At 66.0% G+C, this 26815-nt stretch carries 26 protein-coding genes; 8 read left to right on the top strand and 18 right to left on the bottom strand.

Going from position 1 to position 26815, the window contains the following annotated elements:
• Positions 1-33: 33 nt before the first annotated feature.
• From R5W23_RS31735 to rpsB, 4 genes are all read right to left on the bottom strand, one after another.
• Positions 34-348, bottom strand: coding sequence for a hypothetical protein (locus tag R5W23_RS31735; RefSeq protein ID WP_261184956.1), 315 nt, complete (start codon positions 346-348; stop codon positions 34-36).
• A 313-nt stretch (positions 349-661) separates the two neighbouring features.
• Positions 662-943, bottom strand: a complete 282-nt coding sequence (rpsT, locus tag R5W23_RS31730) for a 30S ribosomal protein S20 (protein ID WP_320689841.1) — start codon at positions 941-943, stop codon at positions 662-664.
• Between the two features lie 63 nt (positions 944-1006).
• Complete coding sequence (tsf, locus tag R5W23_RS31725; RefSeq protein ID WP_320689840.1) at positions 1007-1861, bottom strand: translation elongation factor Ts; 855 nt, start codon at positions 1859-1861, stop codon at positions 1007-1009.
• A gap of 134 nt (positions 1862-1995) precedes the next feature.
• Positions 1996-2892 carry a 30S ribosomal protein S2 gene (rpsB, locus tag R5W23_RS31720; RefSeq protein WP_320689839.1) on the bottom strand — a complete coding sequence of 299 codons (897 nt, stop codon included), beginning with the start codon at positions 2890-2892 and terminating at the stop codon, positions 1996-1998.
• 216 nt (positions 2893-3108) lie between these two features.
• Between rpsB and R5W23_RS31715 the strand changes: the two genes are divergently transcribed.
• Complete coding sequence (locus R5W23_RS31715; RefSeq protein ID WP_320689838.1) at positions 3109-3864, top strand: HisA/HisF-related TIM barrel protein; 756 nt, start codon at positions 3109-3111, stop codon at positions 3862-3864.
• Between the two features lie 347 nt (positions 3865-4211).
• Here R5W23_RS31715 and R5W23_RS31710 read toward each other — a convergent pair whose 3' ends face one another.
• From R5W23_RS31710 to R5W23_RS31685, 6 genes are all read right to left on the bottom strand, one after another.
• Complete coding sequence (locus R5W23_RS31710; RefSeq protein WP_320689837.1) at positions 4212-5408, bottom strand: ISKra4 family transposase; 1197 nt, start codon at positions 5406-5408, stop codon at positions 4212-4214.
• 258 nt (positions 5409-5666) lie between these two features.
• Positions 5667-6134 carry a GNAT family N-acetyltransferase gene (locus tag R5W23_RS31705; protein ID WP_320689836.1) on the bottom strand — a complete coding sequence of 156 codons (468 nt, stop codon included), beginning with the start codon at positions 6132-6134 and terminating at the stop codon, positions 5667-5669.
• Positions 6135-6196: 62 nt separating this feature from the next.
• On the bottom strand, positions 6197-6985 hold the full coding sequence (locus R5W23_RS31700) for a TlpA family protein disulfide reductase (protein WP_320689835.1): 789 nt from the start codon (positions 6983-6985) through the stop codon (positions 6197-6199).
• Positions 6986-7019: 34 nt separating this feature from the next.
• Positions 7020-8648, bottom strand: a complete 1629-nt coding sequence (locus tag R5W23_RS31695; RefSeq protein ID WP_320689834.1) for a sigma-70 family RNA polymerase sigma factor — start codon at positions 8646-8648, stop codon at positions 7020-7022.
• 84 nt (positions 8649-8732) lie between these two features.
• The gene (locus tag R5W23_RS31690; RefSeq protein WP_320689833.1) at positions 8733-9983 is read right to left on the bottom strand and encodes a c-type cytochrome; all 1251 of its coding nucleotides are present in this window, start codon (positions 9981-9983) and stop codon (positions 8733-8735) included.
• Positions 9984-11774, bottom strand: coding sequence for a PQQ-dependent sugar dehydrogenase (locus R5W23_RS31685; protein ID WP_320689832.1), 1791 nt, complete (start codon positions 11772-11774; stop codon positions 9984-9986).
• A 63-nt stretch (positions 11775-11837) separates the two neighbouring features.
• On the opposite strand from R5W23_RS31685, the gene R5W23_RS31680 reads away from it, so the two are divergent.
• Complete coding sequence (locus tag R5W23_RS31680) at positions 11838-12641, top strand: PhzF family phenazine biosynthesis protein (RefSeq protein ID WP_320689831.1); 804 nt, start codon at positions 11838-11840, stop codon at positions 12639-12641.
• A gap of 6 nt (positions 12642-12647) precedes the next feature.
• Here the strand turns inward: R5W23_RS31680 and R5W23_RS31675 are convergent, their stop codons facing one another.
• Both R5W23_RS31675 and R5W23_RS31670 read right to left on the bottom strand, forming a co-directional pair.
• A complete protein-coding gene (locus R5W23_RS31675; protein WP_320689830.1) occupies positions 12648-12971 on the bottom strand; it encodes a hypothetical protein in 324 nt (107 codons plus the stop codon).
• A gap of 180 nt (positions 12972-13151) precedes the next feature.
• A complete protein-coding gene (locus R5W23_RS31670; protein ID WP_320689829.1) occupies positions 13152-13823 on the bottom strand; it encodes a TIGR03000 domain-containing protein in 672 nt (223 codons plus the stop codon).
• 116 nt (positions 13824-13939) lie between these two features.
• Between R5W23_RS31670 and R5W23_RS31665 the strand changes: the two genes are divergently transcribed.
• The 5 genes from R5W23_RS31665 (at position 13940) to R5W23_RS31645 (ending at position 21150) form a co-directional block, all read left to right on the top strand.
• Positions 13940-14170, top strand: a complete 231-nt coding sequence (locus tag R5W23_RS31665; protein ID WP_320689828.1) for a hypothetical protein — start codon at positions 13940-13942, stop codon at positions 14168-14170.
• Positions 14171-14243: 73 nt separating this feature from the next.
• Positions 14244-15560, top strand: a complete 1317-nt coding sequence (locus R5W23_RS31660) for a DEAD/DEAH box helicase (RefSeq protein ID WP_320689827.1) — start codon at positions 14244-14246, stop codon at positions 15558-15560.
• Between the two features lie 412 nt (positions 15561-15972).
• Positions 15973-17157, top strand: a complete 1185-nt coding sequence (locus R5W23_RS31655; RefSeq protein ID WP_320689826.1) for an FG-GAP repeat domain-containing protein — start codon at positions 15973-15975, stop codon at positions 17155-17157.
• Between the two features lie 339 nt (positions 17158-17496).
• Positions 17497-18063, top strand: coding sequence for a hypothetical protein (locus R5W23_RS31650; RefSeq protein WP_320689825.1), 567 nt, complete (start codon positions 17497-17499; stop codon positions 18061-18063).
• 24 nt (positions 18064-18087) lie between these two features.
• The gene (locus tag R5W23_RS31645) at positions 18088-21150 is read left to right on the top strand and encodes a hybrid sensor histidine kinase/response regulator (protein WP_320689824.1); all 3063 of its coding nucleotides are present in this window, start codon (positions 18088-18090) and stop codon (positions 21148-21150) included.
• Positions 21151-21322: 172 nt separating this feature from the next.
• Here the strand turns inward: R5W23_RS31645 and R5W23_RS31640 are convergent, their stop codons facing one another.
• From R5W23_RS31640 to R5W23_RS31620, 6 genes are all read right to left on the bottom strand, one after another.
• Complete coding sequence (locus tag R5W23_RS31640; protein WP_320689823.1) at positions 21323-22789, bottom strand: hypothetical protein; 1467 nt, start codon at positions 22787-22789, stop codon at positions 21323-21325.
• Between the two features lie 154 nt (positions 22790-22943).
• Positions 22944-23663 carry a YHS domain-containing protein gene (locus tag R5W23_RS31635; RefSeq protein ID WP_320689822.1) on the bottom strand — a complete coding sequence of 240 codons (720 nt, stop codon included), beginning with the start codon at positions 23661-23663 and terminating at the stop codon, positions 22944-22946.
• Between the two features lie 96 nt (positions 23664-23759).
• Positions 23760-24038: a hypothetical protein gene (locus tag R5W23_RS31630; RefSeq protein WP_320689821.1), complete on the bottom strand. Its 279-nt coding sequence runs from the start codon at positions 24036-24038 to the stop codon at positions 23760-23762.
• A gap of 333 nt (positions 24039-24371) precedes the next feature.
• Positions 24372-24539, bottom strand: coding sequence for a TIGR02996 domain-containing protein (locus R5W23_RS32855; RefSeq protein WP_407936177.1), 168 nt, complete (start codon positions 24537-24539; stop codon positions 24372-24374).
• Between the two features lie 12 nt (positions 24540-24551).
• A complete protein-coding gene (gene prfA, locus R5W23_RS31625; protein ID WP_320689820.1) occupies positions 24552-25628 on the bottom strand; it encodes a peptide chain release factor 1 in 1077 nt (358 codons plus the stop codon).
• Positions 25629-25790: 162 nt separating this feature from the next.
• The gene (locus tag R5W23_RS31620; RefSeq protein ID WP_320689819.1) at positions 25791-26075 is read right to left on the bottom strand and encodes a type B 50S ribosomal protein L31; all 285 of its coding nucleotides are present in this window, start codon (positions 26073-26075) and stop codon (positions 25791-25793) included.
• A 361-nt stretch (positions 26076-26436) separates the two neighbouring features.
• Here R5W23_RS31620 and R5W23_RS31615 point away from each other — a divergent pair, with 361 nt between their 5' ends.
• Positions 26437-26565, top strand: coding sequence for a hypothetical protein (locus R5W23_RS31615; RefSeq protein ID WP_320689818.1), 129 nt, complete (start codon positions 26437-26439; stop codon positions 26563-26565).
• Positions 26566-26815 lie beyond the last annotated feature (250 nt).

Here is a 26815-nt window from a genome sequence, read left to right as displayed (position 1 = left end):
AGCATTCGTTGGTTGGGCACTGACAGAACCCTATCACCACCGCTTGCCGCCGATCGGTTCCTTACCGTCGAGGAGTTGCAACCCGCGGCCGTGCTCACGCGAGGGCCAGGAGTCAACGACCGCGATAACTTGCCGCCCGCCAGCGACCAAGCCAGAAACGAGCGCGCCGGATCCTACCAAGCGTTTCCAACGAACTTCGACATAGCAAGGTTCGTGGGGCCGTTGGAGCCGCGAGTGGTCGGTTTCGGTCGTGGTGGTAATCAGCCCCTTCTGATCCTTGCCCCACGGTCCGCTCAGGGCGTTAATTTCGTTGTTCACAAGCGCCAGCAGGTCAAAGCGTAGAGGCACGAGCCGATGCGCCGCAGTTGGGCGTCGACCGCTTCGGCCTCGGTGTCTCGCTCGGCAGCGTCATCCCGGTGCGCCTGCTGGTAGGCTGCTTCGGGCACCCGTAGCGTGCGGCGGTGCTGCGTCCGGGGCGCCCGCGTGAACCTCACCGTCGCAACATGATTAATCTCGACAGATCAGCACGGCGTTTCGCTCGAATCGCGAGAGGGATGCGATCAACGCTCTCATGAAAGTATTTGCAATCTGTCACTGCGACTGCAAACGCAGAAAGCCCGCCAAACGGCGGGCTGAACGGCTACCGCAGTTACGCGAGCGTTTACTGTGCGGCGGGCTTGCTCGCGGCGGCTCGCTGCCGCTTGACCAGACGCGACTTCAAACGCGCGGCCTTGTTCTTGTGAATGTACCCTTTGGCGGCCATGCGATCGAGCATGACCTGGGTGTTCTTCACTTCAGTCACGACCTTCGCGGCATCGGTACCGGCGAGCGCCGTGGCGACTTCCTTGCGCTGGGTCTTGATCTTCTTCGCCGCGAGCCGGTTCTGGCGGCGGCGTTTTTCGGCTTTGCGGAGGCGCTTCCACGCGCTAGCTGTGTGCGGCATTAAAACCCAACCCTTGGTGAATGGTTAAGCCCCGTGCCGTCGAGGGCACGGGGCGATTCTAGATTACAAAGCCACGGCGCCGACCTTGAAGCGGACGAACCGGACCGGTTCCAGACCGGCCTTCTTCAGCGCGGCGCCCACGCTGGTGTTCGGATACTTGCCGGAGTTGGCCATCGGCTGTTCGCTGAGCACGATTTCCGACAGCCGGGTGCGGAGCTTGCCTTCCGCGATCTTTTCCAGGATGTTGGCGGGCTTGCCCGCGTTCTTCGGGTCGGCGTCCATGTCGGCCTTTACCAAGCCCTTTTCCTTCTCGACCACGTCCGCGGGGACATCGCTTGTGACGGCGTAAGGCGGGTTGAGCGCGGCGATGTGGGCGGCCACGTCCCGGAGCAACTCGTCGTTGGCGGACTCGCCCTTGCACTCGATGAGGACGCCGACGCTGCCGTCGTGGTGAACGTACGAACCGTACACACCGTCTTCGAGCTTCTGGAAGCGGTGCAACACCATCTTCTCGCGGATCACGCCGACCACCGCCTCGATCCGCGTCTGCACGGTCCCGCCGCCGAGCGGTTCGACCAGCAGCGACGCCACGTCGGCGGTTTTGGTCGTCGCGGCCGCCTTCGCGAGGTCGGCGGTCAGCGCGACGAACTGGTCGCTCTTGGCCGACGGGGCGCTCTCGCACCGCATCTCGACGATCGCGGCGACCTTCGCGGCGTTGTCCGCGAACACGCCGATACGGCCCTCGGCCGTTTCGTTGCCTTCCCGCTTGGCGGTCATCTTCGAGTTCTGCTTTTGCAGCCACTCGATGGCCTTCTCCATGTCGCCGGTGCTCTCGTCGAGCGCCTGCTTGCACAGACCCATCGGCTGGTCGGTACGGTCGCGGAGTTGTTTCACCATCTGCGGGGTCACGGCCGCCATCGCTAATCTCCGAAGTTCCAAAGTCAGTGTTCCAAGTTCCAAGTTATCCACAAACCCCGCTAGTGTCTGCTGCCCAGACGGCTAGGCGGACGCAACCGGGGGGGGGGAACAACTCGGAACTCGGAACGGTTGAATCAGACCGCGCCGGCGGGGGCGGGGTTCGTGTCGGTCGGGGGCTGTTGGGGTTGCTGCTGTTGCGGCTGCCGGGGCGGCTGCGGGGCGCGCTTCGGCAGGCCCTGCTGCTCCGGCGGCAGCGCCGCGCGGCCCTCGAGGCAGGCGTCGGCCAGCTTCGCGAGAACCACCTCGATCGAGCGGATGCTGTCGTCGTTGCCCGGGATCGGCAGGTCGACGGGGTCCGGGTCCGAGTCGGTGTCGATCAGCGCGATGGTGGTGACCCCCATGCGCTTCGCTTCCTTCACCGCGATGTGTTCCTTGTTGGGGCCGACGATGACCAGCGCGTCGGGCGGCTTGATCATGTCGCGGATGCCCATCAGGTTGCGGCGAATCTTGAGCAGCTCACGGCTCAAGGTCGAGATCATTTTCTTGGAGTGCGTCAGGATGTCGGCCGTGTCCGGCGCGAGCGCGGGATCGAGCTTGCCCGCTTCCGTCATCATGGAGGCGATGTGCGAGTTCAGGTCGACGCGGTTCGGGTTCTCCCCTTGCGGGAGCCACATCGCTTCGAGTTCCTGGAGCCGCTTGAGGCGGTTGCGGATGGTCCGGTAGTTCGTGAGGGTGCCGCCCAGCCAGCGCTCGCTGACGAAAGGCATGCCGCAGCGCTGCGCCTCCCGCTCAACGATCTCCTTCGCCTGGCGCTTGGTGCCGACGAACATCACCAGACCACCCTTGCCCACCACCTGCGAGAGGTAGCGGTAGGCGCGGAGCAGCCCGCGCACGGTTTCGCGCAGGTCGATGATGTGAATCAGGTTGCGCTTGCCATAGATGTAGGGGCGCATCTTCGGGTTCCACCGGCTGGCCCGGTGACCGTAATGGACGCCCGCTTCGAGCAGCACTTTCACGTCTACGAGAGCCACGGGAACTCCTTCGAGGACTTCGCACCGATCACGCGAGTGTTCAGCATGACGAGCACATCCCCCAAGCCGAGGAAAGATTCGCCCCCAACACGGTTTCTGGGGCGGTACGCTTCGGGTCGGGCGCGTGGCGGTAGCCCACGTGGAACAACCCGGAAGCTCGTAGTATAACTGGCACAGAAATATCGTCCAATCCACTTCCGCGCTTTCCCGGGACCGATGTCCGAACCACCCCAGCGGCCGCGGCTCATTCCCGTCCTTGACGTGATGAACGGTGTGGTCGTGCGTGCCGTCGGCGGGGACCGCAAAAACTATCCCCCCGTCCGATCCCCACTGACCCCCAGCACGGTCCCGACGGACATCGCACAGGCACTGTTGCGAAGCGTGGGAGCAGGCGAGCTGTATGTTGCGGATCTCGACGCGATCACCGGGTCTGCCCGTGTAACCCCTTCCGTCGAAGCCCTGATGGAGGCGTGCGCGGTCCCCGTGTGGTTGGACGCCGGCACGGGACGGTGGGACGTGCTCGATTGGCCGCCACACCAGAACCTGCGCCCGGTGGTGGGCTTCGAGACGTGCCGCGTGCCCGAAGTTCTGGCGGAAGCACTGCTGGAACCGCGGCAACGGCCCGTTGCGTTTTCGCTCGATCTCCGGAACGGTCAGTTGCTCGGAAACTGGCGCGCGTGGGGGTTGGCAGGTGACCGCGACGCCCTGGCCCTGACCCGCCGCGTCGTCGATATGGGTGTGCGCACGCTCATCGTGCTGGACCTCGCCCGCGTCGGCACGGGAACCGGTACCGGAACGAATGAATTAGTCCGTGCGATTCGTGCAGAGTTTCCCGACCTCGATCTGATCGCCGGCGGGGGCGTTCGTACCTGGTCCGACGTTGAGCGTCTGGGCAAAGCCGGCGCGACGGGTGTGTTGGTCGCGTCGGCACTGCACGAGGGAACGTTGGTTCTCCCGAGCCCTACAGCGTAACTCTACCGGGCATCTTCGGAAGTACTGACGTGATGCCACGCAACGCGGCTGGCATCGTACTGAGTCGGGATATCGGCTTTCGCTTCTTCCTCGTCGTCGTGGTCCATGTCCTGCACCACTTCCCAATGTTTGTTGCAGGTGAACCGGTACCAGCGCCCACCGTCATATCGGCACACCGCAAACCCGTAGACGAAACGGTTATCGGGTGAGCGTCTTTCCTGCCGTTAGTTTTCACACGGCGAGTGATGCCCAGTAGTCCCTCCACTGGGTTTCCTCGCTTCGGAACAAGGCGCGGAGGTGGCACACCGCATCGGCGCCTCCTTCGCCCCAACGCATGCCGGTGCCCTTCAGGCGTTGACCGACCACCTGCTTGCATGCGGCCTCGACCGGCCCGAGCCAATCAACCAACCCTTGGCCCGGTAACCCGGGTAGTCCATCCGGTGAACCTGATTCCCGAAGTACACCAACACCACCCGGTGGGCCTCTTGAACCGTCGGTGTGCGGCTCGACACATCGATCTCCTTCAGGTCCGCGAGCACGGCCTCGCCGCCCTCGTGCTTCAGCCGGTGGCACCACGTCTGGGCCACATCCGTCGCCTCACGTTCATCGGGGTGCAACGCCTTGGCCCACGCGTTGAGGTACTCGGCCGCGTGATAGAAGTCCAAAATCACCGCCCCCACACGCGGGAACTGGACCCGCAAGAAGTCCTCGAGCCCCGCGCCCCCATCCGAGATCGCAACCCACCGCTCGGCCCGATCCAGGCCCACCTGCGCGGCCTGATTCCGCAACGGTTGCCCCAGCACCCCGAGCCCACCAGTCAACCCGCACACATAGCGCACGTGACCCGGTTTGTTCGCATTCCACACCATCCCCACCGACGCCATCCGGCCCTCGGCACGACCGCCGTTCTCGCCTTGCATGCCGACACCCGTGGCGTCCACCGATACGTACCCCACGGTCCGGCCCTCGGCATCCGTGGACCACTCCCAATCCCGGGCCGTGCCGAACGTGTTCCCCTCACGCAACCGCTTCCCCACGTCTTCTCCGACCCGTTCCGTGGTCCGCTCGACGGTCGATTCGCTCACCCGCAACCCGCTCAACTCGGGCAAGATCTTCGTCGCCGCTTCGGCAAAGCTACCCAACGCGCCGGCCAGTGCCACGGCCTCGGTGGCCCCGCGACTGAGGTCCCCTTTCGTGAGCCCCAGTTCGGCATCCCGTGGGCAGTGCCCGGCAATGGCAGTGCTTGCACACGTAATACGCCCGCTCCACCCGCACCGGGCCGATGACGGCCACGACGGGCTTGGTTCGCCAGCGGTCGAACTTGGCGGACTCGCGGCAGTGGGGGCAGGTCTTGGAGGAACCGTGGTACCCCCTTTTTTCCGCCCCTCAAGGGCGTTCTGGAGTGCCTTGGCTCCGATCCCCAAGACGATGTCGCGGACCGTGTACTCGGTGGCCCCGAAGGTGTTCGAGTCGTCCTTGGTAGCAAGTCGATTCGCCAGTTCTCGGAGGTCATCAACGGCGGCCTGTTGGAGTGCGGCGAACATCCGATCCGCCTCCTCTTGTTGGTCGGGAGTGAGAACCTCTTGAGTGCTGCGTCGGACCATCGGACGGCTCCTGCCGGGAGGAATATCGGACTTACACTCATTCTCCCGTGCCCGTGTCAGAAAAGCCACCGTCTTCTGTGACGCCCACCCACGGTTATCCCCTTCGGCACCGGGGAGTTGACCGAAAGGAACGTCCCCGGCCCATGCCCACCAGAGTACACGTGCGCCGTCGAGGAAAGGCGGAGGGGACATGGGTGCTCACTCCGCCAGTTTCGTGAGCGCGGCGTCGGTGAGCCGGTAGACGGTCCATTCGTCCATCGGTACCGCCCCGAGCGACTTGTAGAACTGGATCGACGGCTCGTTCCAGTTCAGCACCGACCATTCCACCCGAGCGCAGTCGCGCGCGACGGCCAGTTTCGCGAGCGCGACCAGCAGCGCCTTCCCGTGCCCCCGCCCGCGGGCCTCCGGGATCACGAACAGGTCTTCCAGGTAGATGCCGGGTTTGCCGCGGAACGTCGAGTAGTTGTGGAAGAACAGCGCGAACCCCACCACCGCGCCGGCGTCCTCGGCAAGGAGCACCTCGGCGTATGGGCGCGGGCCGAACAGGTGCGCGTGGAGATCGGCCTCGTTTAGCGTAACCGCGTGGGCGAGTTTCTCGTACTCGGCGAGGTCGCGGATCAGTTTCACAATCGTGGGCAGGTCGGCGGGAGTGGCGGGGCGGATCATTGCGGTTCCGGTGTGTGGCGCGGGTGCCAGATCACAAATAGGACCACCCGCCCCGCACGGCGCTACTTCTTCTCACCGCGTGCCTTCTTCGCCTCCTGGAGCAGCGCGTCGATCCGCTTGACCGCGGCCTCAGCATCCCGTTCGTGGAACTTCCCAACCACCTTACCTTCGGGATCGATCAGGATGGTGCTCGGGTAGCTGCTGATGCCGTATCGCCCGGCCGGACCGCCGCGCTGCGCGTCCTCGCCTTCGCCGGTCCGCTTGCCAGAAGTGAGCGCCAACGGAAACGGCATGTCTCGCCCCTTCCATACGTCCTTCTTGTACTGCGCGAGTTTCGCGTCCAGTTCCTCCACGGTCCGGATTTTGCCGTCGGCATCCACGTGAACCCCGACGATCGCCACCCCTTTGTCCTTAAAGCGGTCGTGCAGGGTCATGAGGGCGGGCATGTGTCCAATGCACGGCCCGCACCACCAGCCCCAGAACTCCAGCAGAACGTACTGGCCCTTGAGGTCGCCCAGTTTGACGGCAGCGCCTTTCCAGCCGACCACGTCGGTCAACTCAGGAGCTGGCTGACCGATCAGCTTCAGTAGCCCGGTGGCCGGGAGAGTCACCAGGTCGGTGGTGTGCTCGCTGCGGTTCTTGGGAACCGTCAGCGCCACACGCTTCTTTCCCACGAACTCACTGCCGTACACGCGAAGCCGGTACTCTCCCGGCGGAAGCAGGAATTCCAGCCGGCCCGTGTAGTCGTAGGTGAACGCGACGGCCCGCCCGTCCACGGTCTCGGCGTACGCGTGGTACACCCCACCACGTCCGGACCGGTCCAGCTCTTGGCACTCGCACGGCACAAGCACACGGCACTCCGGTTGGAGCGTCACCACAACCGGGCTACCAACCGCAAGCGCCGCCGGTGAAACCCGACCGATCCCCATCCGCTTGCCCGCCGGATCGCGCACGAGTACGGCGCTCGACGGCCGATCGGAGAACGACACCTTCGCGGTGCCGTCGGCGCCGGTCGGCCGTACGCCGGCAAAGCTCCAAACCGGTGGCCTTGTCGCGGACCACCCCGTCCGCCGGCTTCTCTTTCTCGCGTTCGGCCCGGTCCTTTTCGACCGCGTTCCGCTGCTCGACGGTCCATTTCTCGGGTGGAATCGGCTTCCATTCGGACGAGAACGGAACGCGCGGCGGGATGCGGTCCATGAACTCAGCCACCAGCGCGCCACTCACCGGTTGACCGTCCGCACCGACCGCCTTGACGGTGAACTCTTTCGGAAGTTCCTTAAACCCGACCGGCGCCTTGACGAGCCGCGCTCGGATCGTGCGCTCGCCGTCCGTGTCCAGCGTGGTGGGCCGCGGGCCGCCGTTCTCGGCCGCGAGGCACACAGTCAAGCGGTCGCCCTCCAATTGGTAGACGCCCGCGTACTCTCCGGCTGCAACCTTGGCCGGGGCGCCGGCCGGGGTGATGTCGAGTTCGTCCAGTGCGAGCGGGAATTGTTTCGGCTGGCCACTCGGGCCGATCCGGATCTTGCCCTTCAGTGACAGTTTTTCGTCGAGGAACGGTTCGACGGTGACGGCGTCACCCCGGATCGTGACACGCGAGGGCCACACCATCCCGAGCGCGTCCCCTTTGCCGCGGTGCGCGGAATCAAACACCCAGACGCCCTGAAGCTTGTCGGCGTCGGTGTTCGCAACCACCGGGCGCTCCGCGGGTGCCGGCTTCGGCGGCGGTTCCAGGGACGCCGCTGCGGCTGCCAACCCCAATACGGCAATCAGCGCGCTGAGCGTGGGGAGGAGCCTCGATTTCCAATCCATAGCGTGAATGACTCCGGTGGCGACGGCCGCGGCGCGGCCGCGGGGCACTTCCCCCGCGGCGAAGACAGCCGTCTCGGTGAGGAAACGAAACACGCAATCAGACGCCTGCGCGTTCAACCCATCCAGAAGTGCCGCGAGCCCACCCGGTGCGAGCCCGCGGCGCGTCAACCGGGCACGCAGCAGCTCCTTTGCGCGGGTCAGCCAGGTTGAGAGCGTACCGATCGGACAATTCAGTTCCGCCGCCGCCTGTTCGTAGGTCTTCCCTTGGAGATAGCAGAGCACGACCGGGACACGGTACTTGTCCGGCAAGTCGTTGAGCTCGGCATCAAGGGCGGCGGACAATTCCGGATCGGAGGCAGCGGAATCACGGCCTGGAGCAGCCGAAAGGTCGCCCCCGAACGTGGGCGGACGGGCGGCGCGGGCACGGATGGCACAGCGGTACGCGACCCGAGCGAGCCACGGCCCGAGACACGCCCCCCGCACCAACTCGGCCCGCCGGGCCAGTACGAGGAACGTGGCTTGGGCCGCGTCTTCGGCGTCGTGGGCATCGCCGGCCACCCGCCGACACACGCCATGAACGAACCGCCAGTGCCGGCGGACGAGCAGTTCGAAAACGGCCCGGTCGCCCTCCCGGACGAACCGCCCGAGCAGTTCGGCATCAGGAACGTGTTTGAACGGCGCGGCGAGGTCGGTGAACGGCGTCATGGTACCCGTATTAGTGCCGCCCTCCGTCGCCGCGCATTCAATTTTTCCGACATCGGCGCCAACACGCCGAGCGAGCGACACGATTCATTTTCGGGTCGCAAGGTACCCCAACAGGTCGGCGGCGTCTTGCGGGGTGAGCGCACTCAGCAGGCCGTCGGGCATCAGCGACAGGCGCGACGGCCGCACGCTTTCCACCTCGTCGCCCGCGATCACGATTTCCTTGCTCTCGGCGTCGCGAAGAACCAGTTGCTTCTCGTCGCGCTTCACCAGAACGCCCGTGTACGTTTTCTCGTCCTTCGTGCGGACATTGTACGCCGCGAACTGTGGCTCAACCTTCGCCGACGGGTTCAACAAGCTGTCGAGCAATTCCGACCGCGTGCGAACCTGACCGATCGTCGTCAGATCCGGCCCGACCGCGCCGCCCGCGGTCCCGACCTTGTGATAGTTCGCGCACTTCATTTCCTTGTTGGCGAACAGCGCGGCCCCCTTCTGCGGGTCACCTTTCAGCGTGAGGACGGACGCGGGCCGCGGGTTCGCTCCTAGTTTTCGCGCGCCGGGAGCCGCGGGCGTGTGCCCCTCGAACAGGTCGCGCACGAGCGGTGTACCGTGCTTCGCGACCAGGGGCGGCAGATCGTCCGCAAGTTTGTCCTCGATCTTGCCTAACGCGAGCGCCCGGGCGAACGGCCACGCCTCACCGAAAGTTACATACGCCTTCTCGGGCCGGTTGATGTCCGGGTTCGAAAGGGTCCAGTCCTTCGGCGGGTTGGAAAGCGACGCGATCCACTTCCCGACCACGTCGAGGGCGTGCGCGTGAGGGAACTCGGAGCCGAGGTGCGGCATCCGCCCGCGGCCGAACTTGGCCATCCGGTAAAACAGCACGCTGCGGTACGGGTCGCCCGGCGCCACGATGCGCGCGTCCGGCAAACCGAAATCCCCCTGCCGGGGCCGCACGTCGAAGACGCCCGTTTCTTGGAGCGGCTTTGCGGCGTCCAGTTCCAGCACCACCTGACCGCCGCCCCCGCCGAACCGGTGACAGTGCGCGCAGTTGACGTGCAGGTAGCTGCGCGCCTTCGAGTCGAGCGTGCCGTCGCCCTGGAGCGGCACCAGGGCCGGCTCCTTCTTCACCGACGCGGCGCTGAACGGCGGCAGCACGTGTTCGTTGTCGCCGACGCGGTTGGCGTACTCCTCTGTAGTGAGGCGCACCAGTTGGTTTGTAGCCTTCTCACCGCCGAACAGCGGAGCGCGGTTGAGTTGCCGGGTGTTGAACGCGAGCGTGTACTCGGACCACGCGTTATGGCAACTCAGGCACTGCGCGCGGCTGTGGAACGTCCACACCTACTCACGCTTGCTGACCGGCGCCCACGCCCCCTTCTCGATCTTGCTACCGGTCGCGACCGTAAACACCTTCTCGCCGCCCTCTGCGGGCACGAGATCGGCGTCGGACTGGTCGTCGCGCCACGCGTAGGTATAGCCGCGCCAGTCCTCGCCGTCGAAGTGCAGAAGTTGCGTCTCCACTCGCGTTTCGGCCAGGCCCTTATCGCCCAGCACGTCGAGCGTGAGCGTCTTCACGAGCACGGCGTCCTTCGGGAACCGCATCGCGAAGTTGTGCCAGAACACTTGCCCTGGTAGTGGCCGCGGCTTCTCGAAAAACGACACCGTCGAGAGCCCCGGCAGAGCGAGCAGGTAGTCCGCGGTCGCCCCGTCCTGCCACTGGCGACCGTTGACGTAGAAGGGGATCACCCCTTCGGCGGGTTCGAGCTTCTTCACGTCGGCAAACACGCCCGTTTCACTCAGTCGGGTCGGGAACTGTGTGTTGGCGGCGGCGCTCGTGTTGCGCTCGAGGGTGTAAATCGCCCCGCTGTCGTATTCGCAAATGTAAAGCTCTCCGTCGGCGTCCTGGCCGAACGCCGACGGCCGCACGGTCGGCTTCATGATCTCGGGCATGTCCGTGAGCCGGCCGCCGTCGAACCGCGCGGCCCAGACGCGCCGCGTCTCCCAATCGCCGAAAACATACGCGCCCGCCAGTTCGGGGAACTTCTTCCCGCGGTACACGTAACCGCCCGTCACGCTCGCCGCGATCGTGTGCGGGAGTTCGATGACCGGCGCGCGGATCGGCGCCGGGCCGATCTTCTGATCGGGCCGCACCGGCTGACGCGCCTCCGTGATGCTCCAGCCGTAGTTGCCGCCCTTCTCGACCTTGTGGACCATCTCCCACAGTTCCCAGCCGACGTCGCCGACCCAAAGGTCACCGGTCTTGCGGTGGAAGCTCATGCGCCACGGGTTGCGAAACCCGAAGGCCCAGATTTCGGGCCGCACGTCCTTCAGTCCGACGAACGGGTTGTCCGGAGGAACCGCGTAATTCTTCCCACCGTTTTTCTTGTTGACGTCGATGCGCAGAACGGACGAGAGCAGGTCGGAGCAGTCCTGGCCGGTGCCGAGCGGGTCCGGCGGGTTCGGGCTCGCGGCGTCGCCGGTGGAGATGTACAGGTAGCCGTCTGGGCCGAAGTGCAGGTCGCCGCCGTTGTGCCCGCCGCCGACGAACGTGAGCACGATTTCCTCGCTCGCGGGATCGAGCCGCGGCGGGTCCGTGGCGGTGACCTTGAAGCGCGACACGCGCGAGCCGTCCGCGAACCGCCCGTCCTTCGCGGGCGTTTTGGGGTTCAGCGTGTAACACACGAAGCAGTGCCGGTTTTTCGTGAACTCCGGGTGAAACGCCAGTCCGTACAGTTCGCCGACGCCTTTGGCGCCGGGCAACTCGCCGACCGTTTTCAGCTCCTTACCGAAATCGAACGCGAGTTCCCGCGTCGCGCCCGCAGCGTTCGCGAACGAGTACAGGACGCCTTCTTGCTCGCCGACGAACACGCGGTCGGTGCCCGGGCACGGCACAAAGAACACCGGGTGACGCACCTGCACCTGCGGGAACGCCCGCACCGCCCTGAATTTCGGAGGCGGTTCGGGGCTACCGGTAACCTTTGACGCGGCCCACGGCTTCCGCTTCGCGGAGTCGCCCCTCGGCTGGGGGACCTTATCGTCCGCGGCGCGCGTGGGCCAACCGAGCGCGATCAGGGCGAGGACTGTGAACCCGGCGACGGCAACCGCCGTCCGTGCGAAGGTGCGGGGAGACATGGTCGCCCTCCGGAGAGTTGATCAACGCGGCCGAGTATACACTTCCCCACAGGGGACTTCGCAATGATTCCGTTCGCCGTAGCCAATGCGTTCACCGACACGCCTTTCGCGGGCAACCCGGCCGCCGTGTGCCTTCTGAAGGCGTGGCCGTCTGACGAATGGCTGCGACGGGTCTCACGCGAAATGAACCTGTCCGAGACGGCGTTCTTGGTGCATCGTCAGGGCACGGAGTACGAACTACGGTGGTTCACGCCCAAGGTGGAAGTTGAGTTGTGCGGGCACGCAACTCTGGCGTCCGCCCATGTCCTCTGGACTTCGGGCTGTGAAGGCCGAGACGTGATACGGTTCCACACGACGAAAAGCGGCGAGTTGCAGGCACGTCGGCTCGCGTCCGGGGAAGTCGCGATGGATTTCCCCGCGAAGCCCGCGGCCTCGTGCGCCACGCCCGCGGGGTTACTAGAATCGCTCGGTGCGCGAGCGATCGCCGTGGCGCGGAACCAGTTCGACTACCTCGTCGAACTGGCCACAGCGGCCGAGGTGCAGGCGCTGGCCCCTGACTTCACGCAGCTCGCAAAAGTGGAATGCCGTGGGGTGATCGTGACCGCACCGGCGAGCGACGCGCCGTTCGATTTCGTGTCGCGGTTCTTCGCCCCGGCGGTGGGGGTCGACGAAGACCCGGTGACCGGGTCCGCGCACTGCTGCCTGGCGGAGTGGTGGGGCGGGAAGCTGGATCGGACAGATTTGACGGGCTTTCAGGCCAGTGAGCGAGGCGGCGTGGTACGTGTGGTACGCACGAACGGTCGCGTGCAACTGATCGGTCGCGCGGTCGCGGTCACGCGCGGCGAGTTGCTCGTCCCGCCGGCGTAACGCGGTTCATTTCCCTTCGCCCTTTGCCTCACCGACGGGAACAACCGGACCAGGGGGGACTGGTTCCGGCATCCGCGGAACCGGAGCGACGACTTGCGGCGTGCCGGGGAACAACTCGACGATGGTCGGCAGTTTTCCGGCACGCAGCGGCACGTTGCTCGGAGTTTCCAGGACCAGCGGCGGAAGCACGGTCGGCGTCCGATACGAACCCTGGTAGGTGTTGTAGATGCTCCCGGGGTAGCCGGTACGGTCGCCGAACGGCCCGTACCCGAGTCCGCCGTAAGGCGCGACGTGGTACCCGAGCGGACGCGGTACAACCGGGCTGCTCATGCTTCCCAGTCCCTGCGAAGCCGACGGCGGCGGGGCGAAAAAGCGGTGACCGGGCGGCTGCGCCGAAACGGCGGGGACAAGAGCCGCCAAGCTCAGCGGCGACAGAAAATAAAGCCGAACGGACATGTGTACCTTCCCTCATGGTGGACGAGGGCGATTACCTGCCGCAACGGGCCGCACTCACTTCCGCATGTCCACGGTCGCCTTTTCACCTGCCCGCACGCCGACAGAAAGAGTGGCAGGGCCGCCGGGACCATCGACACGAACGCTGACGCGCTTTTCAGCCCCTGGCTCAATGGGGCGGGTCGTATACGAGTGTCGCGTCCCGGTCTGGTTGGTGTCGATCCCGTCAAACGACACGGTCGCACCTTCGGAGGCGATGACCGTAATCGTCGCGGGCGCCGCTTCACCCGTCGTTGCCGGAACCGGCAGCGGTTGCGGCACAGGGTTCGCAAGATAGCCCAGAGCCGGATCAACGGGCACGGCATTCAACGGTTGTGCGGGAAGCACGCGGTACGACGGCCCAACCGAATACGTTCGGGGAATCAGCGGCACGCCAAACGTACCGAACCCGTAGCCGTAGGGGTTGTATGCATAGCCGTCGTAACCACCGTAGCCACCGTAGCCATAGCCCAAACCAGGGCCGAACCCGAGAACAACCGCGGGGCTACGATATCCGTAGCCGTACGGCCCGGAGTAATGCGGGTGATATCCGCCGCCATGCGCGTGAGACACACCACCGGGATGCCCGCCGCCCGAGTGTCCGCCGTGGGGCGGGGCGGCCGAGACAGGCTCAGCTGCAAGGAGCGAAGCGGCCAAAGCAGAGCATAAAAAGGTACGAGAGAGCGGCACGACGAAACCTCACACGCGGCAACGGGAACCCGGTGGGAGGTGCGTCCTGCGGCATGGCCGGGTGCCGTTCATATTGTACCACGATACGGCTCCACCGCGCAATACCCGAAACTCCCATGTCCCCACTGTTCGCCTGTTTCCCGGTCTGCCTAACGTTCGTCGCGCTCGGGCTGATTGGGGTGGTGATGCTTGCGTTCGGGTTGGGCAACCGCATCCCCGGCGACGACGAACCGCCGGCCGCAACAGCCGAGGCCAAACCGCACCCGCCGCCGCTGTGGGTCTTCCCGGTGACCCTTCTGATCCTCGTGCTGGTCATGTTGGTACTGGCGTGGTACTGGCCCGAGTGACCGAAACCCGCTTCACCCCGCCCGTCATTACGTATATTGGCCGTTCGATCCGCCTGACGTTCTCGGAGCCATGATGCCGTTCAAAGCCTTGGGTCTTCATCCGCTGCTCGTCCGCGCCACCCAGGACCTCGGGTACCAGGAGCCGACGCCCGTCCAAGCCGGCGCGATCCCGGCGGCCCTTGAAGGCCGCGATGTCCTTGCGACCGCACAAACCGGCACCGGGAAGACCGCTGGCTTCCTACTCCCGATCCTGCACCGGCTGCTCGCTCAGCCGCGCGGCGGAACGCGCGCGCTGGTACTGTCCCCAACCCGCGAACTGGCCGAGCAAATTCAGGACGTGTGTACGGGCCTTGCGAAGCACACGCCGATCCAATCGGCGCTGGTGGTCGGCGGCCGACCCGAGGGACCGCAGGAGCGGGCCTTCCGCGCGGGGGTGGACATCATCGTCGCCACCCCCGGGCGGTTGCTCGATATGCTTCAGCGAAACGTTGCGAAGCTCGACCGCGCCACCACGCTCGTCCTCGACGAGGCCGACAGCCTGTTCGACATGGGCTTTCTGCCGGACGTGAAACGGATCATGGCGCGAATGCCGGCGCGGAAGCACACGCTGCTCTTCTCCGCCACAATGCCGCCGGTGATCGGTCAACTCGCCAACGAGGTGCTGCGTAACCCCGCGGTGGTTCAAATCGGGCGCCGCAGCTCCACGGCCGTGGGCATCACCCAAGCTGCGTACCCGGTCCCTACGCACCTCAAAACCGCCCTGCTCCGTCACCTGCTGCGCGAGACGGAGATGCCGTCGGTGCTGGTGTTCACGCGGACCAAGTTCGGGGCCAAGAAGATCGCCCGCCAAGTGGCCGCCGACGGCTTCACAGTGGCCGAGCTACACAGCAACCGCACCCCGTCGCAGCGCACCGCCGCAATGGAGGGCTTCCGCCAGGGCAAATTCCAAGTGATGGTGGCGACCAACATTGCCGCTCGCGGGTTGGACGTGAACCACATCACGCACGTCATCAGCACGGACGTACCGGACGTGCCCGAAGACTACGTCCACCGGATCGGGCGCACCGGCCGCGCCGGCGCGACCGGCGACGCGTTCATTCTGTTCTCGCGCGACGAAGAGGACTCGTTGGCCCGGATCGAACGTCAGGTGGGCCAGAGGCTCCCGCGCGTGACGCTCCCGGACTTCGATTACACGCTCGCGGCCCCGCCCCCACAGCCCAATGGAGCGAAACCCTCTCGGGGCGGGAGCGGTTCACGCCCGGCGCAAAATGCCAAGCCGAAAAGTGCAAAACGGCCGCGAGATCAGGGGCAACCACAAGCGAAAAGAAGTAACCCGCCGAAGAAGGGACGGCCGGGAGGAGGGGCGGCGCGGCCGGGTCCGCGTAAGTGACGCGGTAGCGGCCGGACGAGCGGATGTTGATCCCGGCACACACCTGGTGGCCGGACACGTCCTGTCGCCGTGTTCGGAGTCCCGGTTGCGTCACACTTGGGCTGGATCCACGGGACACGCTAACGTTGTGCGGATCGCGCCAGCGTGCCAAATCGGCGGAGCGCAGCACAACTGATACCTCCTGTGCAGCTCAATTGCGGGCCACATTGCAACCCCTGCACGAGCACCTTTTTGTTCGCAACCGGCCCGAAATATCGCGTACAATCAGAATGCCTACGGCGCTAGCTCGCGAGCGCTTTGTGTTCCTGCCGAGCCCTGTTCCCGCACAGCGGCCCGGCCCATTTTTGCACCGCGACGCGGTTACCGAAGGTTCCCCTCACACTTCTCAATTGCACATTGGAGGACCCGTGCGATGGCTGTCCGCCCCAGGCCGAACGCCGTTCCGTCGAACACTCGCTCCGGTTCACCGCTCAAATTGGAGCATCTAGAACAGCGGGATGTGCCCGCAGCCAACAGCCTCGCGTTCGTCACGTTTAACGGCGCGGCTGACTCCACGGTCAACGTCTATAACGCGTCTACAACACCCCAACTGCCGACGATCACGCCGTTCGCGGGCTACCGCGGCTCGATCGTGGCCGCCACGGGCGATGTCAACGGCGACGGCGTATCGGACGTGATCGTCGGCGCGCAGATTCCGGACGGACACGTGAAAGTGTTTGACGGCGCCACCGGCGCCGTTCTTGAGAGCTATTTGGCTTTCCCGGGCTTTAAAGGTGCGGTGGGTGTGGGAACCGGAGACGTGAACGGCGACGGTACCGCCGAAGTGCTGGTGTCCGCCGACGCCAGCAACGCGCACGTCAAAGCGATCGGAACGCAAGGCCAAGTGCTCGCGAGTTTCTTCGCGTTCCCGGGTTTTCTCGGGCACGTCTCCGTGAGCGGCGGCGACTTCAACAACGACGGCACGGACGAAATCGTCATCGGCGCGGGCGGGACGGGTGTGAACGGCCGAACGGCCATCTTCGACGCGAACGGAGCCGTGTACGACGCCGGTTTCTTCGCGTTCCCCGGTTTTGACGGCTCCGTCAGCGTCGACGCCGGTGACGTGAACGGCGACGGCATTGCAGACATCGTCGTTGGTGCCGGCCCGGGCGCCCCCGGTGGCGCGATCAAAGCTTTCAGCGGGTCCGGTTTCTCCCAGATCGGCAGCTTCGTCGCCTACGCCCCCACCGTAACAAGCGGAGTTTCGGTGCGGGTGGTGGACAGAACCCAGGACGGGCGGAGCGACATTTTTGTCGCGCGGCAAGGCGGCAACTTCATCGGCCTAGCCGGGTTCCACAGCCTCGCGCCCCAGTTCCAAGGGGTGCCCGCGGGCAACGACGAAACGAGCTTCGGAGCGGCGATAGGCTTCCCCGGCGACGCGGCCGGGGACATTACGCCGATCGTCGTCTCCGACAGCAGTTACGCCTCAGTCGTCGCAACGGCACCGTCCGACAATAGCCTCGTCGGCACGGATGACTTTTCGGAGTTCGGCGGAGCCGGCGAATCTGCCGCGTTTGGAGACCTGCCGTTTAGCGATTTTTCAGCAGAAATCCTGTAATTGCAGGTGCGAGCCACCCGCACCCGTGTGCCGACGGAGCCGTTAGAGCGGGGGATTTGACCCGGTCTAACGGCACAAGCCAACAGCCATTTGGCGAGTTCCTTCTGCCGGTATATCGCAAGCGTTCGACATATCAGGCTCGCTAACCACGAACCAACGGCACCGCACTTCGCCCCGTCAACGTCGCGCCATTCTTTCGCCACGCGCGCGTTTTCATTCTTCATCCGGAACAGCCCTGAGCCGGTCCCCCCGGAACAGCCGCCGAGCAGCAATTTTCGGCAGAACAAATTCTCCGCCTGAACTACCGTTTGGCGAGGGAATGAGCGCAGGAGCCGAGCGATGGCGCGCGAAAACGGTGTTTGGCTGCTCACGGCCGTGTGGCTGTCGGCAATCGGCGCGGGCCTCTGGTTGTGGGAACGGTACGACACAACGCCCGGAGCGGCGGGCACGCCCGCCGCCCTTGAAAATGCCCCCACCCACCGCTGGCAACTGACTGTGTTCGTTCATCCCCGCTGCCCGTGCTCGCGGGCGACGCTCGTGGAGCTGGCACAACTGGCCGCAGCCGCTCCGGATCTCAGCGTTCGAATACGGTTCGTTGTCCCGCGCGGGGTCGGTTCAGGGTGGGCACAGGGTCCCCTCTGGGTCGAAGCCGGGCGTATGCCCGGTGTGAGCGTCGACCTCGACCCGGACGGGGCGCAGGCGCGGCTGTTCGGTGCCGAAACGTCCGGGCACGCCGCGCTGACCGCACCGGACGGGGTGGTGGTGTTCAGCGGCGGGCTGACGCCGGGCCGCGGACGGCCCGGCGAAGGCTTGGCCCGGCGGGCGGTACTGGGTTGGATGCGGGGGAGAACCGGTGCCTCCACCGCCCCGGTGTTCGGTTGCGAGCTTTTGCCCCCGGGTGCGTGAGCCGGGATCGGACTGGGGTGTGCGATGTCGGACGCAGCAGGAGCGAACCGGGCCGGGCGCGTCGCCGAACTGGCGGCGCTGGCCCGTGGCGCGATCCACCGGCGCACGGACCGCATGTTCGCTGTGCTGTTGCTGCTCCAATGGTTCGCGATGGTGGCACTGGCCGTGTGGGTGTCGCCGCGCACTTGGTCCGGGGCCGACAGCCGCACACACCCTCACATCTGGGCGGCAGTCGTCCTGGGAGGGGTGGTCGTTGCGCTGCCGGTCGTTCTGGCGCGGTGGCGCCCGGGAGCGACCAGCACCCGATGCGTGGTTGCGGCCGCACAGATGCTCTCCGCGGGGGTCCTGATCCACCTGACCGGCGGGCGCATCGAGACCCACTTCCACGTGTTCGGGTCGCTCGCGTTCCTGGCCCTGTACCGCGACTGGCGAGTGCTGCTGGTGGCGTCCGCGGTGACGGCCCTGGACCACGTCGCGCGCGGGCTCGCGTGGCCCGAGTCCGTGTACGGGACCGTTGCAGGGGTCGACTGGCGGTGGGCCGAACACGCCGGCTGGGTGGTGTTCCTGGACGTGTTCCTCGGCGTGTCGTGCTGGTGGGGCGAGCGCGACCTGACCCGCACGGCCGAGCGCGAAGCGGAACTGGAAGCGGCACACGCGACCGTCGAGGAGCGGGTGCGCGAGCGCACTGCCGAATTGTGGCAGCAGGAAGAGCGGTTCCGCAGCGCGTTCGACAGCGCCGCGATCGGAATGGCGATCCTCACCCCCGAAGGCCGGTTCGTCCGCGTCAACCGCGTCCTGTGCGACACGGTCGGGTACACCGAGGAGCAACTGTTGGCGTGCGCGTTCGAGGCCGTCACCCACCCGGACGACCGGGCCGCGGACACAGCGTTCAAGGCCCGGATGATCTCCGGCGAGATCGCCAGCTACCAGCATGAGAAGCGGTACATCCATAAGGCCGGGGCGGTCGTGTGGGTGCAGGTCAACGTGTCGCTGGTGCGCGACGCGGAGGGCCGGCCGCATCACGTGGTGTCGCAGATCCTCGACATCACGGCCCGCAAGGAGTGGGAAGAGGTGCTCCGGCGGGCGACCGCGGCGGCGGAGGCGGCGAGCCGCGCGAAGAGCGAGTTTCTGGCGAACATGAGCCACGAGATCCGCACCCCGATGAACGGCATCGTGGGGATGACGGAGTTGCTGCTGGAGACCCGACTGACGCCCGAGCAGCGGGAGTCGGTGGGGCTGGTCAAGTCGTCCGCCGACGCGCTGTTGACGGTGATCAACGACATCCTCGATTTTTCCAAGATCGAGGCCGGCAAGCTGGACCTGGACCCGCTCCCGTTCTCGCTCCGGGACATGGTTGGGGACACCCTCAAAGCCCTCGCCGGGCGGGCGCACGCGAAGGGCCTCGAGCTGGCTTGCGAGTTACGCCCCGATTTGCCGGATGTGCTCCTGGGTGACGCCCACCGGCTGCGCCAGATCCTGACCAACTTGGTGGGCAACGCCATCAAGTTCACGGACCGCGGCGAGGTCCTTGTTCGGTGCGAGCGGGTGCCCGAATCGGGGGAGGCCGTGGTACTGCGGTTCAGCGTCACGGACACGGGGATCGGGATCCCGAGGGACAAGCTGAAGGCGGTGTTCGAGCCCTTCACCCAGGCGGACGGCAGCACCACCCGCAAGTACGGGGGCACCGGGCTCGGGCTCACCATCTGTCAGCGGTTGGTGGGGCTCATGGGGGGGCGGTTGAGGGCCGAGAGCGAGCCGGGAAAGGGGAGCACGTTTTCGTTCGACGCGCTCTTGGAACTGGCCCGAGGGGCGTTCGCCCGCGCGGCCGAAACGCCCGTGGACCTCACCGACCTTCCGATCCTGATTGTGGACGACAACGCGACCAACCGGCGGGTTCTGGCTGAGACGGTGCGCCACTGGGGCGCGAGGCCGACGTGCTCGGCGAGCGGGCCGGAGGGGCTGGACGAGCTACGCTGGGCCGCCGCAACCGGGAAGGCGTTCCCGCTGGTGCTGCTCGACGGGATGATGCCCGGGATGGACGGGTTCTCGACCGCCGAGCGGATCGTGTGTGATTTGGAACTGGCAGGCACCGCGGTGCTCATGCTCACGTCCGCGGACCGCCAGGGCGACGCGGCCCGGTGCCGCGAGATCGGGGTGGCTGCGTACCTAGTGAAGCCCGTCAAGAGCGCCGAGCTGAGCCGGGCCATCGCCGCAGCGCTCCGCGGCACCTGTTCCCTAAGCGCCTCGCCCGCCGACTCACGGTCGCCGCGCGACGCGGCGGGCCGGGGGGCGGCGTCCCAGGGACCGCGGCTGCGGGTGCTGGTAGCAGAGGACAACCCGGTGAACCAGCGGGTCGTCCTCCGGCTGCTGGAGAAGTTCGGACACGCTGTCACCATGACCGCCGACGGGCGCCAGGCGGTCGACGCGCTCGGCCGCGAACCGTTCGACATCGTGCTAATGGACGTGCAGATGCCAGAGATGGACGGATTCGAGGCGACCCAGGTGATCCGCCAGCGCGAGGCGGGAACCGGGCGCCACATGCTCGTCGTGGCGATGACCGCGCACGCCATGAAAGGCGACCGCGAACGGTGCCTTATCGCGGGAATGGATGATTACGTAAGCAAGCCCGTTCAACGGTCCGAGCTGACCCGGGTGCTGGACCGGGCGACGGCAGTGGCAGCCACAAACGCGGCGGCACCCGCACCAGCGATACCGGACGGGGCCACGGTCGGCGCCGCGGAGCCCGCGTTCGACCGCGCCGGCGCGGTCGAATGCTTGGGCGGCGATGAGGAGCTGTTCGCCGAGGTGGCCGGGCTCTTCCGTTCGGACTCGGAGCGGTTCCTTGGGGAGCTGAGCGAGGCCCTCAGCGGCGGGGACGCGGTGGCGGTGCGCCGCGCGGCGCACGGTTTAAAGGGGGCCGCAGGGTACCTGAGCGCGAAGCCGGTGGTGGACGCCGCCCAGGCCCTTGAGGCGATCGGTGCGACCGGTAATTTGAGCGCCGCCCCGGTCGCACTGGAGCGATTGACGTGCGAGGTGCGCCGCCTCAACGCCACACTTGCGGCCGTGCCCGAACTTGCCCCCGGCTAGCGGTTGCACCAGCCACCGTATCGAGACATCCATCACCGCTCAGTCGTCGATCCCGGCTCAGCCACGGGATCTGTCCTGGATGCGGGAAGGCCGTGGTCGAACCCAAAGCCGCGCGTGATGGGCGGAACGAGTCGTCCCTGCGCCGGGGCACCGCAACTCTGCGGCTCGGCTGTTACGGCGCCTGGTCCGATTTCGCCGGCAGCTTTTCCGCCGCGGGCGGTTTCTCGGGCTCGCTTCCACCGCGAACGCGGTCGATCGTTGCGGACGGCTTCTCCAGGTCGACGACCACTTCCTTGTCCCAGATGCGCTCCCCTTCGTTCGCGGCTTTGTCCAGGGCGCGCACGCGGACGTAGAACTTCCACACCTTGTCGTCCGGGACTTCCCACGCGTACCGCCCGCTGGTCGGCGTGAGGTTGTTGTCCAACCGGTACTTGATCTCGTTCCACTGCTTCGCGGAACGGTCGAGGGACCACTCCAGGCTCACCGGCTGCGGCATGAGGTTCGGGTCAGCCACCGTCCAGGTGATCTCCACGAGCGGCCCGCGGACCCCGCCGGGCTTCACCTGAACCGCCGTGATCTGAACCTCGGGCGGTTTGGTGTCCACGACCACCAGCACCATCGCGGGGTCGTCCTTCTTGGGCGGATCGGCCTTCGCACCTGCGCCGCTCTCGGGGATGATGTAAAATCCGTAGGTGCCCTCGCGCTCGGCCTTATACGGCAGCGACAGCTTGTGCGGCCCCTTGCTGTCCGGCGTCAGCTTCTTCTCGTAGCGGGCCACGTGCGTCCAGTCGCCTTGGTCCTTTTGAACGTACAGGTGCGCCGCTTGCACCCCGGACCGGCCCATCTTTTGAACGGTGGACTCGACGGTGAAGTCCAGCCGGTTGACGAAGTCGATGCGCGGCTGCGGAAGGGTGGTGCCGGTGAACGTGCCGCCGCTTCCCTTGGGCAGCCCGACCGTGGTGCCGGACTCGGCCGGGATGCGAACCACCGGCGACGAGCCTTCGTGTCCGGCCCGGTCGCGGGCGATGACGCGCACGTCGAGGGACTTGCCGGGCGGGATCTTCCACGCGTAACTGTCGTTCGCCTTGAACACCCGGTTGGGGGCGTCGATTTTGGTCCACTCGGAACTGGTGGGCCATTTACACTCGAGTGTGACACCGGCCGGGTCCAGGTTGTCATCGGTCGCCCGCCACTCGACGCCGCTCCCGAGCGGGGCGAGTTGGACCCGCGGGAACGTGGTGTCGATGACCACACGGATGGTGGCGGCGAGGGCGTCGAACTTCGGATTCACCTCGCCGTTCGCGAAGATGTACTGCCCCACGAACTCGTAGTCGCCGTCGCGCGGCGCGTCGAAGATGATGCCCTTCTTGTTGCCGTTAATGTCGCTGAGACCGGTGAGGGGCAGCTTCGGCCCCTTCTGGAACGTCCCGCGGTTGAGTGTGTAGTAGAGTTGGATGTGGGTCGGCTTCGGGTCCATCTTCGCGACCGCGTCCGGATCGATCGGGAACCCGAACGAACGGTGCGGCCAGTAATACGGGCGGAGCCCGCCGAATGGGTCGTCCTGGGGGCGTGCGGCGGTGGTCAGCGCGAGCGCGGCGAGCAGACCGAGGGCGAAGCGGAGGCTGTTTCGAGCTCGCACGGTGGACCTCCCTTGTGGCGCGGAGGAATCCGATGCGCCATGCCCTAGTGATCGACCAGATAAGTTAGGGGACTTGAAGGAAAGGGCCGCGACTGCATGAGAGTGAGGGGGTGTCGCTTGAGTTTTGGGCGAGCCCCTCACGTTCGATCCTTCTCTATTTACCCTTCACATACTTGGCCGGGTCGGCGTTGAACTCGTCGCGGCACCCGGAGCAGCACACGTAGTACGTCTTGCCCATGTACGTAACCGGGATGTTCGCCGATCCGCCCGACACGATGCACTCGGGCTTCTTCGCGCCGCCCGCGAACGACTCTCCGTCCTTGCTCCCGGACATCTGGTGAACCGCCGCGAAGAGCCCCTTGCCGCCGTCCTGCTTTTCGTACTTCATGGCGAACCGCGCGCCCTCGGCGGCGGTGTTCATCGTCACACGGTACACGTCGCCGGTCTTGGCGTCCTTGCGGTCCACTTTCAGCGCGCCCTTTGCGAAGTCGCCTTCAAACGTCTGGGCCTCTCCCTTGCCGCTCGGGGTGAGCGCGAGCACGTACTTTTTCTTGTCCAGGTTGTACCGTAGTTCGCCGCCGGAGAAGTACTTGCCCTTGCCCTCCGCGAACTCGACCGTGATCCACGCGTCCCCGTCCTTGAACTTCCACCCCCAGGCCACTTTTTCCTTCCAGGCGTCCGTTTTGCTTCCCACCTTCTGGGTGCCTTCGAGGTTCCACGTGCCGACGAAGTCCTGGACCTCTTGCAGCGCCTTTTTGACCTTCACCGCGTCTTCGGGCTTAGCCTTCTTGTTCGGTTGGGCCAGGCCGGTGGCCGAGGCCAGCGCAAGAATGCCGGCCGCGAGCGCGGCAAGGGCGGCGGTCCGCTGGAACATCACGTGACTCCTGTTGGTTTCGTGGAGGGGTAAGCGGCGGGGCGGGCAGAGTTTGGACGCAGTGCCGCCGGTTCGGTTCCACAACTCCATGATACCCTAGCCCACGAAAATGCCATCCGCGGCTTCGGACCGGAAGGCATGCGCGTCGTCGGGCGCTTGCGGGCCGTCGTCGAACGCGTCGGAGGAAGTTTCAACGACCGAGGCGAACACCGGCCCCGCGATCAGGTCCGCGAACCCGCCGCCGCTGTGGGCGGGTGGATCGATTACGAGCCGCTCACGCCGCACGACGGTTTCGGTGATGCCGTCGGTAAACCCGGCGCTGTTCACGTCGCCCGTGGCCCGGTACGTTCCGCTGTTAGAAGCAAAGAAGGGCATAATCACCGCCGTTCGTGGGCCGAATGAAGTAGCGCCGAACACACAATGACGTGTTCGGCGCTACTTCATTCGGCCCACGAACGGCAAGTCGGCGCATTGGGTTGCGTGCTGCGTTTGAAAGTGCGGCGCCCGCCCCCTGCGGAACCGGTACAGGTGGCAGCCGCTTTCGGGCGGAACAGGTCGCGCCCTTCAGAGTAGCCGGCGACGGCAATTACAAACGAACCGTTTAGTGCGATATCAAACAGCAAATAGCAAGCGTGTCGCCGCTTTCCTCCTGGCGGGATACAGACGGCCGCCGAGATGTCGGGCACTGGCGCATCCGGCAGTTGCGTGTCAGACTGATTGGCGCGAGATCTGCCAAGCGCACAGACACACGCACCCCCGCGCGTCGTCGCGAGCGTCGAGCCAGTCGGCAAACGCGAACCAAGCGGTATCATCGCCAGGGTTAGCGCGGACCGCGCCCAGGAACGCCGCTTCGTCTGACAGCGCCCGCTCACGCAAGAACGGTTCGCGTCACTTCGCTCCGTTGGCGGCGAGCTTCTCTTTTTTGACGTGGTCGCGCATCGGCTGGATCATCTGGTCGAGCGCGCCCGCCATAATCGCGTCGAGTTTGTAGACGGTGAACTCGATCCGGTGGTCCGTGCAGCGGTTCTGCGGGAAGTTGTACGTTCTGATGCGGGCGTTGCGGTCGCCGGAGCCGATCTGCTCCTTGCGCATGCTGGCCCGCTCGCGGTGGATGCGTTCCTGTTGCCGCTCGAACAGGCGGGACCGCAGAATACGCATCGCCTGCTCGTAGTTCTTGCCCTGGCTCCGGCCGTCCTGGCACTTTACTTCCATCTCGTCGGGGGTGCCCTTCTTATACCAGATGCGCACCGCCGATTCGGTCTTGTTGACGTGTTGCCCGCCGGCCCCGCCAGCCCGCATCCGCTCCCACTCGATGTCGTTCGCCTCGTTGATCTCGACCTGCGCCTCTTCGGGCTCGGGGAGCACCGCGACCGTCGCCGCCGAGGTGTGAATGCGTCCCTGCGTTTCGGTAGCCGGCACGCGCTGGACGCGGTGCCCGCCGGACTCGTAACGCAGGAGTTGGTACACGTCGTCGCCGGTAACGCCAAACGCGACCTCCTTGAACCCGCCGGCTTCGCCGGGGCTGGAGGCGATCTCCTCGATCTTCCAGCCTTTCTCACGCGCGTACCGGGTGTACATTTCGTACAGATTACCGGCGAACAGTGCGGCTTCGTCGCCGCCGGTGCCGGCCCGGATTTCAATGATGAGTTTGGAATAGTCTTCCGACGGGTCGAGCAGGAGCTTCTCTTCGATCCGCGCATGGAGCGCGTCCCGCTTCGGACGCAGGTCCGCCAGTTCCTCGTCGGCCATGTCCTTCAGGTCGGGGTCGGCCGCCATCACCTCGGCGTCCGCAATGGCGCGGCAGAGCCGTTTGTACTCGATGTACGGCTCCACGATCTTGGCGAGGGCACCGCGCTCCTTGCCGATGGCGCCGGCTTTGACGGGATCGCCGGCGATTGCGGGGTCGTAAAGCTGCTGTTCAAGCTCGGCGTAACGGGCGAGTTGCGGTTCGAGAGTGGGAAACATCGTTTTGGTGTCTGGTGTTCGGGTGCTTGGTGTCTGACCGGAACGGGCGCACGAATATCGGGGCCGCTAAAGCGGCCCGAGGTCGTATGCCGCCCGCCGATCCGAAGCGTGAGACACGAGCAGCCCCCGAAGGAACCGAACACCAAACGACACCGGCAAGTCTTACTTCTTCTCTTCGGTCTTCGCGTCCTTCTTACCGTAGCCGGTCTTCTTGTACTTGTCGTTGAACTTCTGGACCCGGCCGGTGGTGTCGAGCAGTTTCATCTTACCGGTGAAGAACGGGTGGCTGGCGCTAGAGATTTCTAGCTTGTACAGCGGGTACTCGTTCCCATCGGTCCACTTGATGGTGTCGGTGGTCGGCACGCAGGACTGCGACAGGAACGCGAACTCGGCGGCGGCGTCCTGGAACACGACCGGTCGGTAGTTGGGGTGAATGCCCTTCTTCATAACGGTTGCTCCACAAATACAAGTTTAGGCTAGTTATAGTAGAAACGCACCGGCGGGATGACAAGACAGCGCCACCCGCTCAGTCAATCCCGGTTCTGGGACTTACCTTATTTCCCTTTGTCTGCATGACGGAACGTGGCTCGATGGGTCGCCTTCTCGAAGCCAGGAAGGTGCCCATATCTCCTGGAACTCTCGTCGGTGCCCTGGCGGTGGTTCCCGGTTCTGCAGCAAGCACGGCCTCATTCACCCGCTCGCGCCGTTTCGGCATTCCGCCGCTGCGAGGGCCGGCCGTGGCAGGCGCCACCACCTCCTCGGTCCGGTCTGGCGGGCCGAGGAGGTGGTGGCGGCTGGCGGCGACGACGTGCCCACGGCGCAGGGCAACCAACCCGGATCGGGAAGCGATACCCGAGCCGGCATCGCCTTCGGGACCGCCCGGCCCGGCGGCATCGCCCCGACCGTCGGCAAGGGCCACGCCCGCATCGAGAAGTAGGCACGCCAACCGGCCTCGATTCCGACGTGCTCGCAGACGTGGGCGGGGGCGGAGCAGGGCTTCCCATTGACGCGTGTCGTGTGCGTGTGGGGCGCGGGCCACCGGTGCGAGGAGGCGGGACGCCATGATGCACCGGTGATGCGAGGCCGAGGCGGTGCGTTGCCCGGGCGCGATCGAGCGGCATCAGGTGGCCCCGGCGACGGCCCACGGGCTGATGAGAGTTGCGTAGAGTGAATCTTAGGAACAGCCC

This window comes from Gemmata algarum (assembly GCF_034097035.1).
Lineage (GTDB): Bacteria > Planctomycetota > Planctomycetia > Gemmatales > Gemmataceae > Gemmata > Gemmata algarum.
The sequence above is the reverse complement of the archived record's forward strand: the minus strand, read 5'-3'. Positions and strand labels throughout refer to the sequence as shown.

Excerpts from the sequence above, each read along its gene's own strand:
- rpsT (WP_320689841.1), bottom strand. The coding sequence starts at position 943 with ATGCCGCACACAGCTAGCGCGTGGAAGCGCCTCCGCAAAGCCGAAAAA.
- tsf (WP_320689840.1), bottom strand. The coding sequence starts at position 1,861 with ATGGCGGCCGTGACCCCGCAGATGGTGAAACAACTCCGCGACCGTACC.
- R5W23_RS31715 (WP_320689838.1), top strand. The coding sequence starts at position 3,109 with ATGTCCGAACCACCCCAGCGGCCGCGGCTCATTCCCGTCCTTGACGTG.
- R5W23_RS31710 (WP_320689837.1), bottom strand. The coding sequence starts at position 5,408 with ATGTTCGCCGCACTCCAACAGGCCGCCGTTGATGACCTCCGAGAACTG.
- R5W23_RS31705 (WP_320689836.1), bottom strand. The coding sequence starts at position 6,134 with ATGATCCGCCCCGCCACTCCCGCCGACCTGCCCACGATTGTGAAACTG.
- R5W23_RS31695 (WP_320689834.1), bottom strand. The coding sequence starts at position 8,648 with ATGACGCCGTTCACCGACCTCGCCGCGCCGTTCAAACACGTTCCTGAT.
- R5W23_RS31685 (WP_320689832.1), bottom strand. The coding sequence starts at position 11,774 with ATGTCTCCCCGCACCTTCGCACGGACGGCGGTTGCCGTCGCCGGGTTC.
- R5W23_RS31680 (WP_320689831.1), top strand. The coding sequence starts at position 11,838 with ATGATTCCGTTCGCCGTAGCCAATGCGTTCACCGACACGCCTTTCGCG.
- R5W23_RS31675 (WP_320689830.1), bottom strand. The coding sequence starts at position 12,971 with ATGAGCAGCCCGGTTGTACCGCGTCCGCTCGGGTACCACGTCGCGCCT.
- R5W23_RS31665 (WP_320689828.1), top strand. The coding sequence starts at position 13,940 with ATGTCCCCACTGTTCGCCTGTTTCCCGGTCTGCCTAACGTTCGTCGCG.
- R5W23_RS31660 (WP_320689827.1), top strand. The coding sequence starts at position 14,244 with ATGCCGTTCAAAGCCTTGGGTCTTCATCCGCTGCTCGTCCGCGCCACC.
- R5W23_RS31655 (WP_320689826.1), top strand. The coding sequence starts at position 15,973 with ATGGCTGTCCGCCCCAGGCCGAACGCCGTTCCGTCGAACACTCGCTCC.
- R5W23_RS31650 (WP_320689825.1), top strand. The coding sequence starts at position 17,497 with ATGGCGCGCGAAAACGGTGTTTGGCTGCTCACGGCCGTGTGGCTGTCG.
- R5W23_RS31645 (WP_320689824.1), top strand. The coding sequence starts at position 18,088 with ATGTCGGACGCAGCAGGAGCGAACCGGGCCGGGCGCGTCGCCGAACTG.
- R5W23_RS31635 (WP_320689822.1), bottom strand. The coding sequence starts at position 23,663 with ATGTTCCAGCGGACCGCCGCCCTTGCCGCGCTCGCGGCCGGCATTCTT.
- R5W23_RS31630 (WP_320689821.1), bottom strand. The coding sequence starts at position 24,038 with ATGCCCTTCTTTGCTTCTAACAGCGGAACGTACCGGGCCACGGGCGAC.
- prfA (WP_320689820.1), bottom strand. The coding sequence starts at position 25,628 with ATGTTTCCCACTCTCGAACCGCAACTCGCCCGTTACGCCGAGCTTGAA.
- R5W23_RS31620 (WP_320689819.1), bottom strand. The coding sequence starts at position 26,075 with ATGAAGAAGGGCATTCACCCCAACTACCGACCGGTCGTGTTCCAGGAC.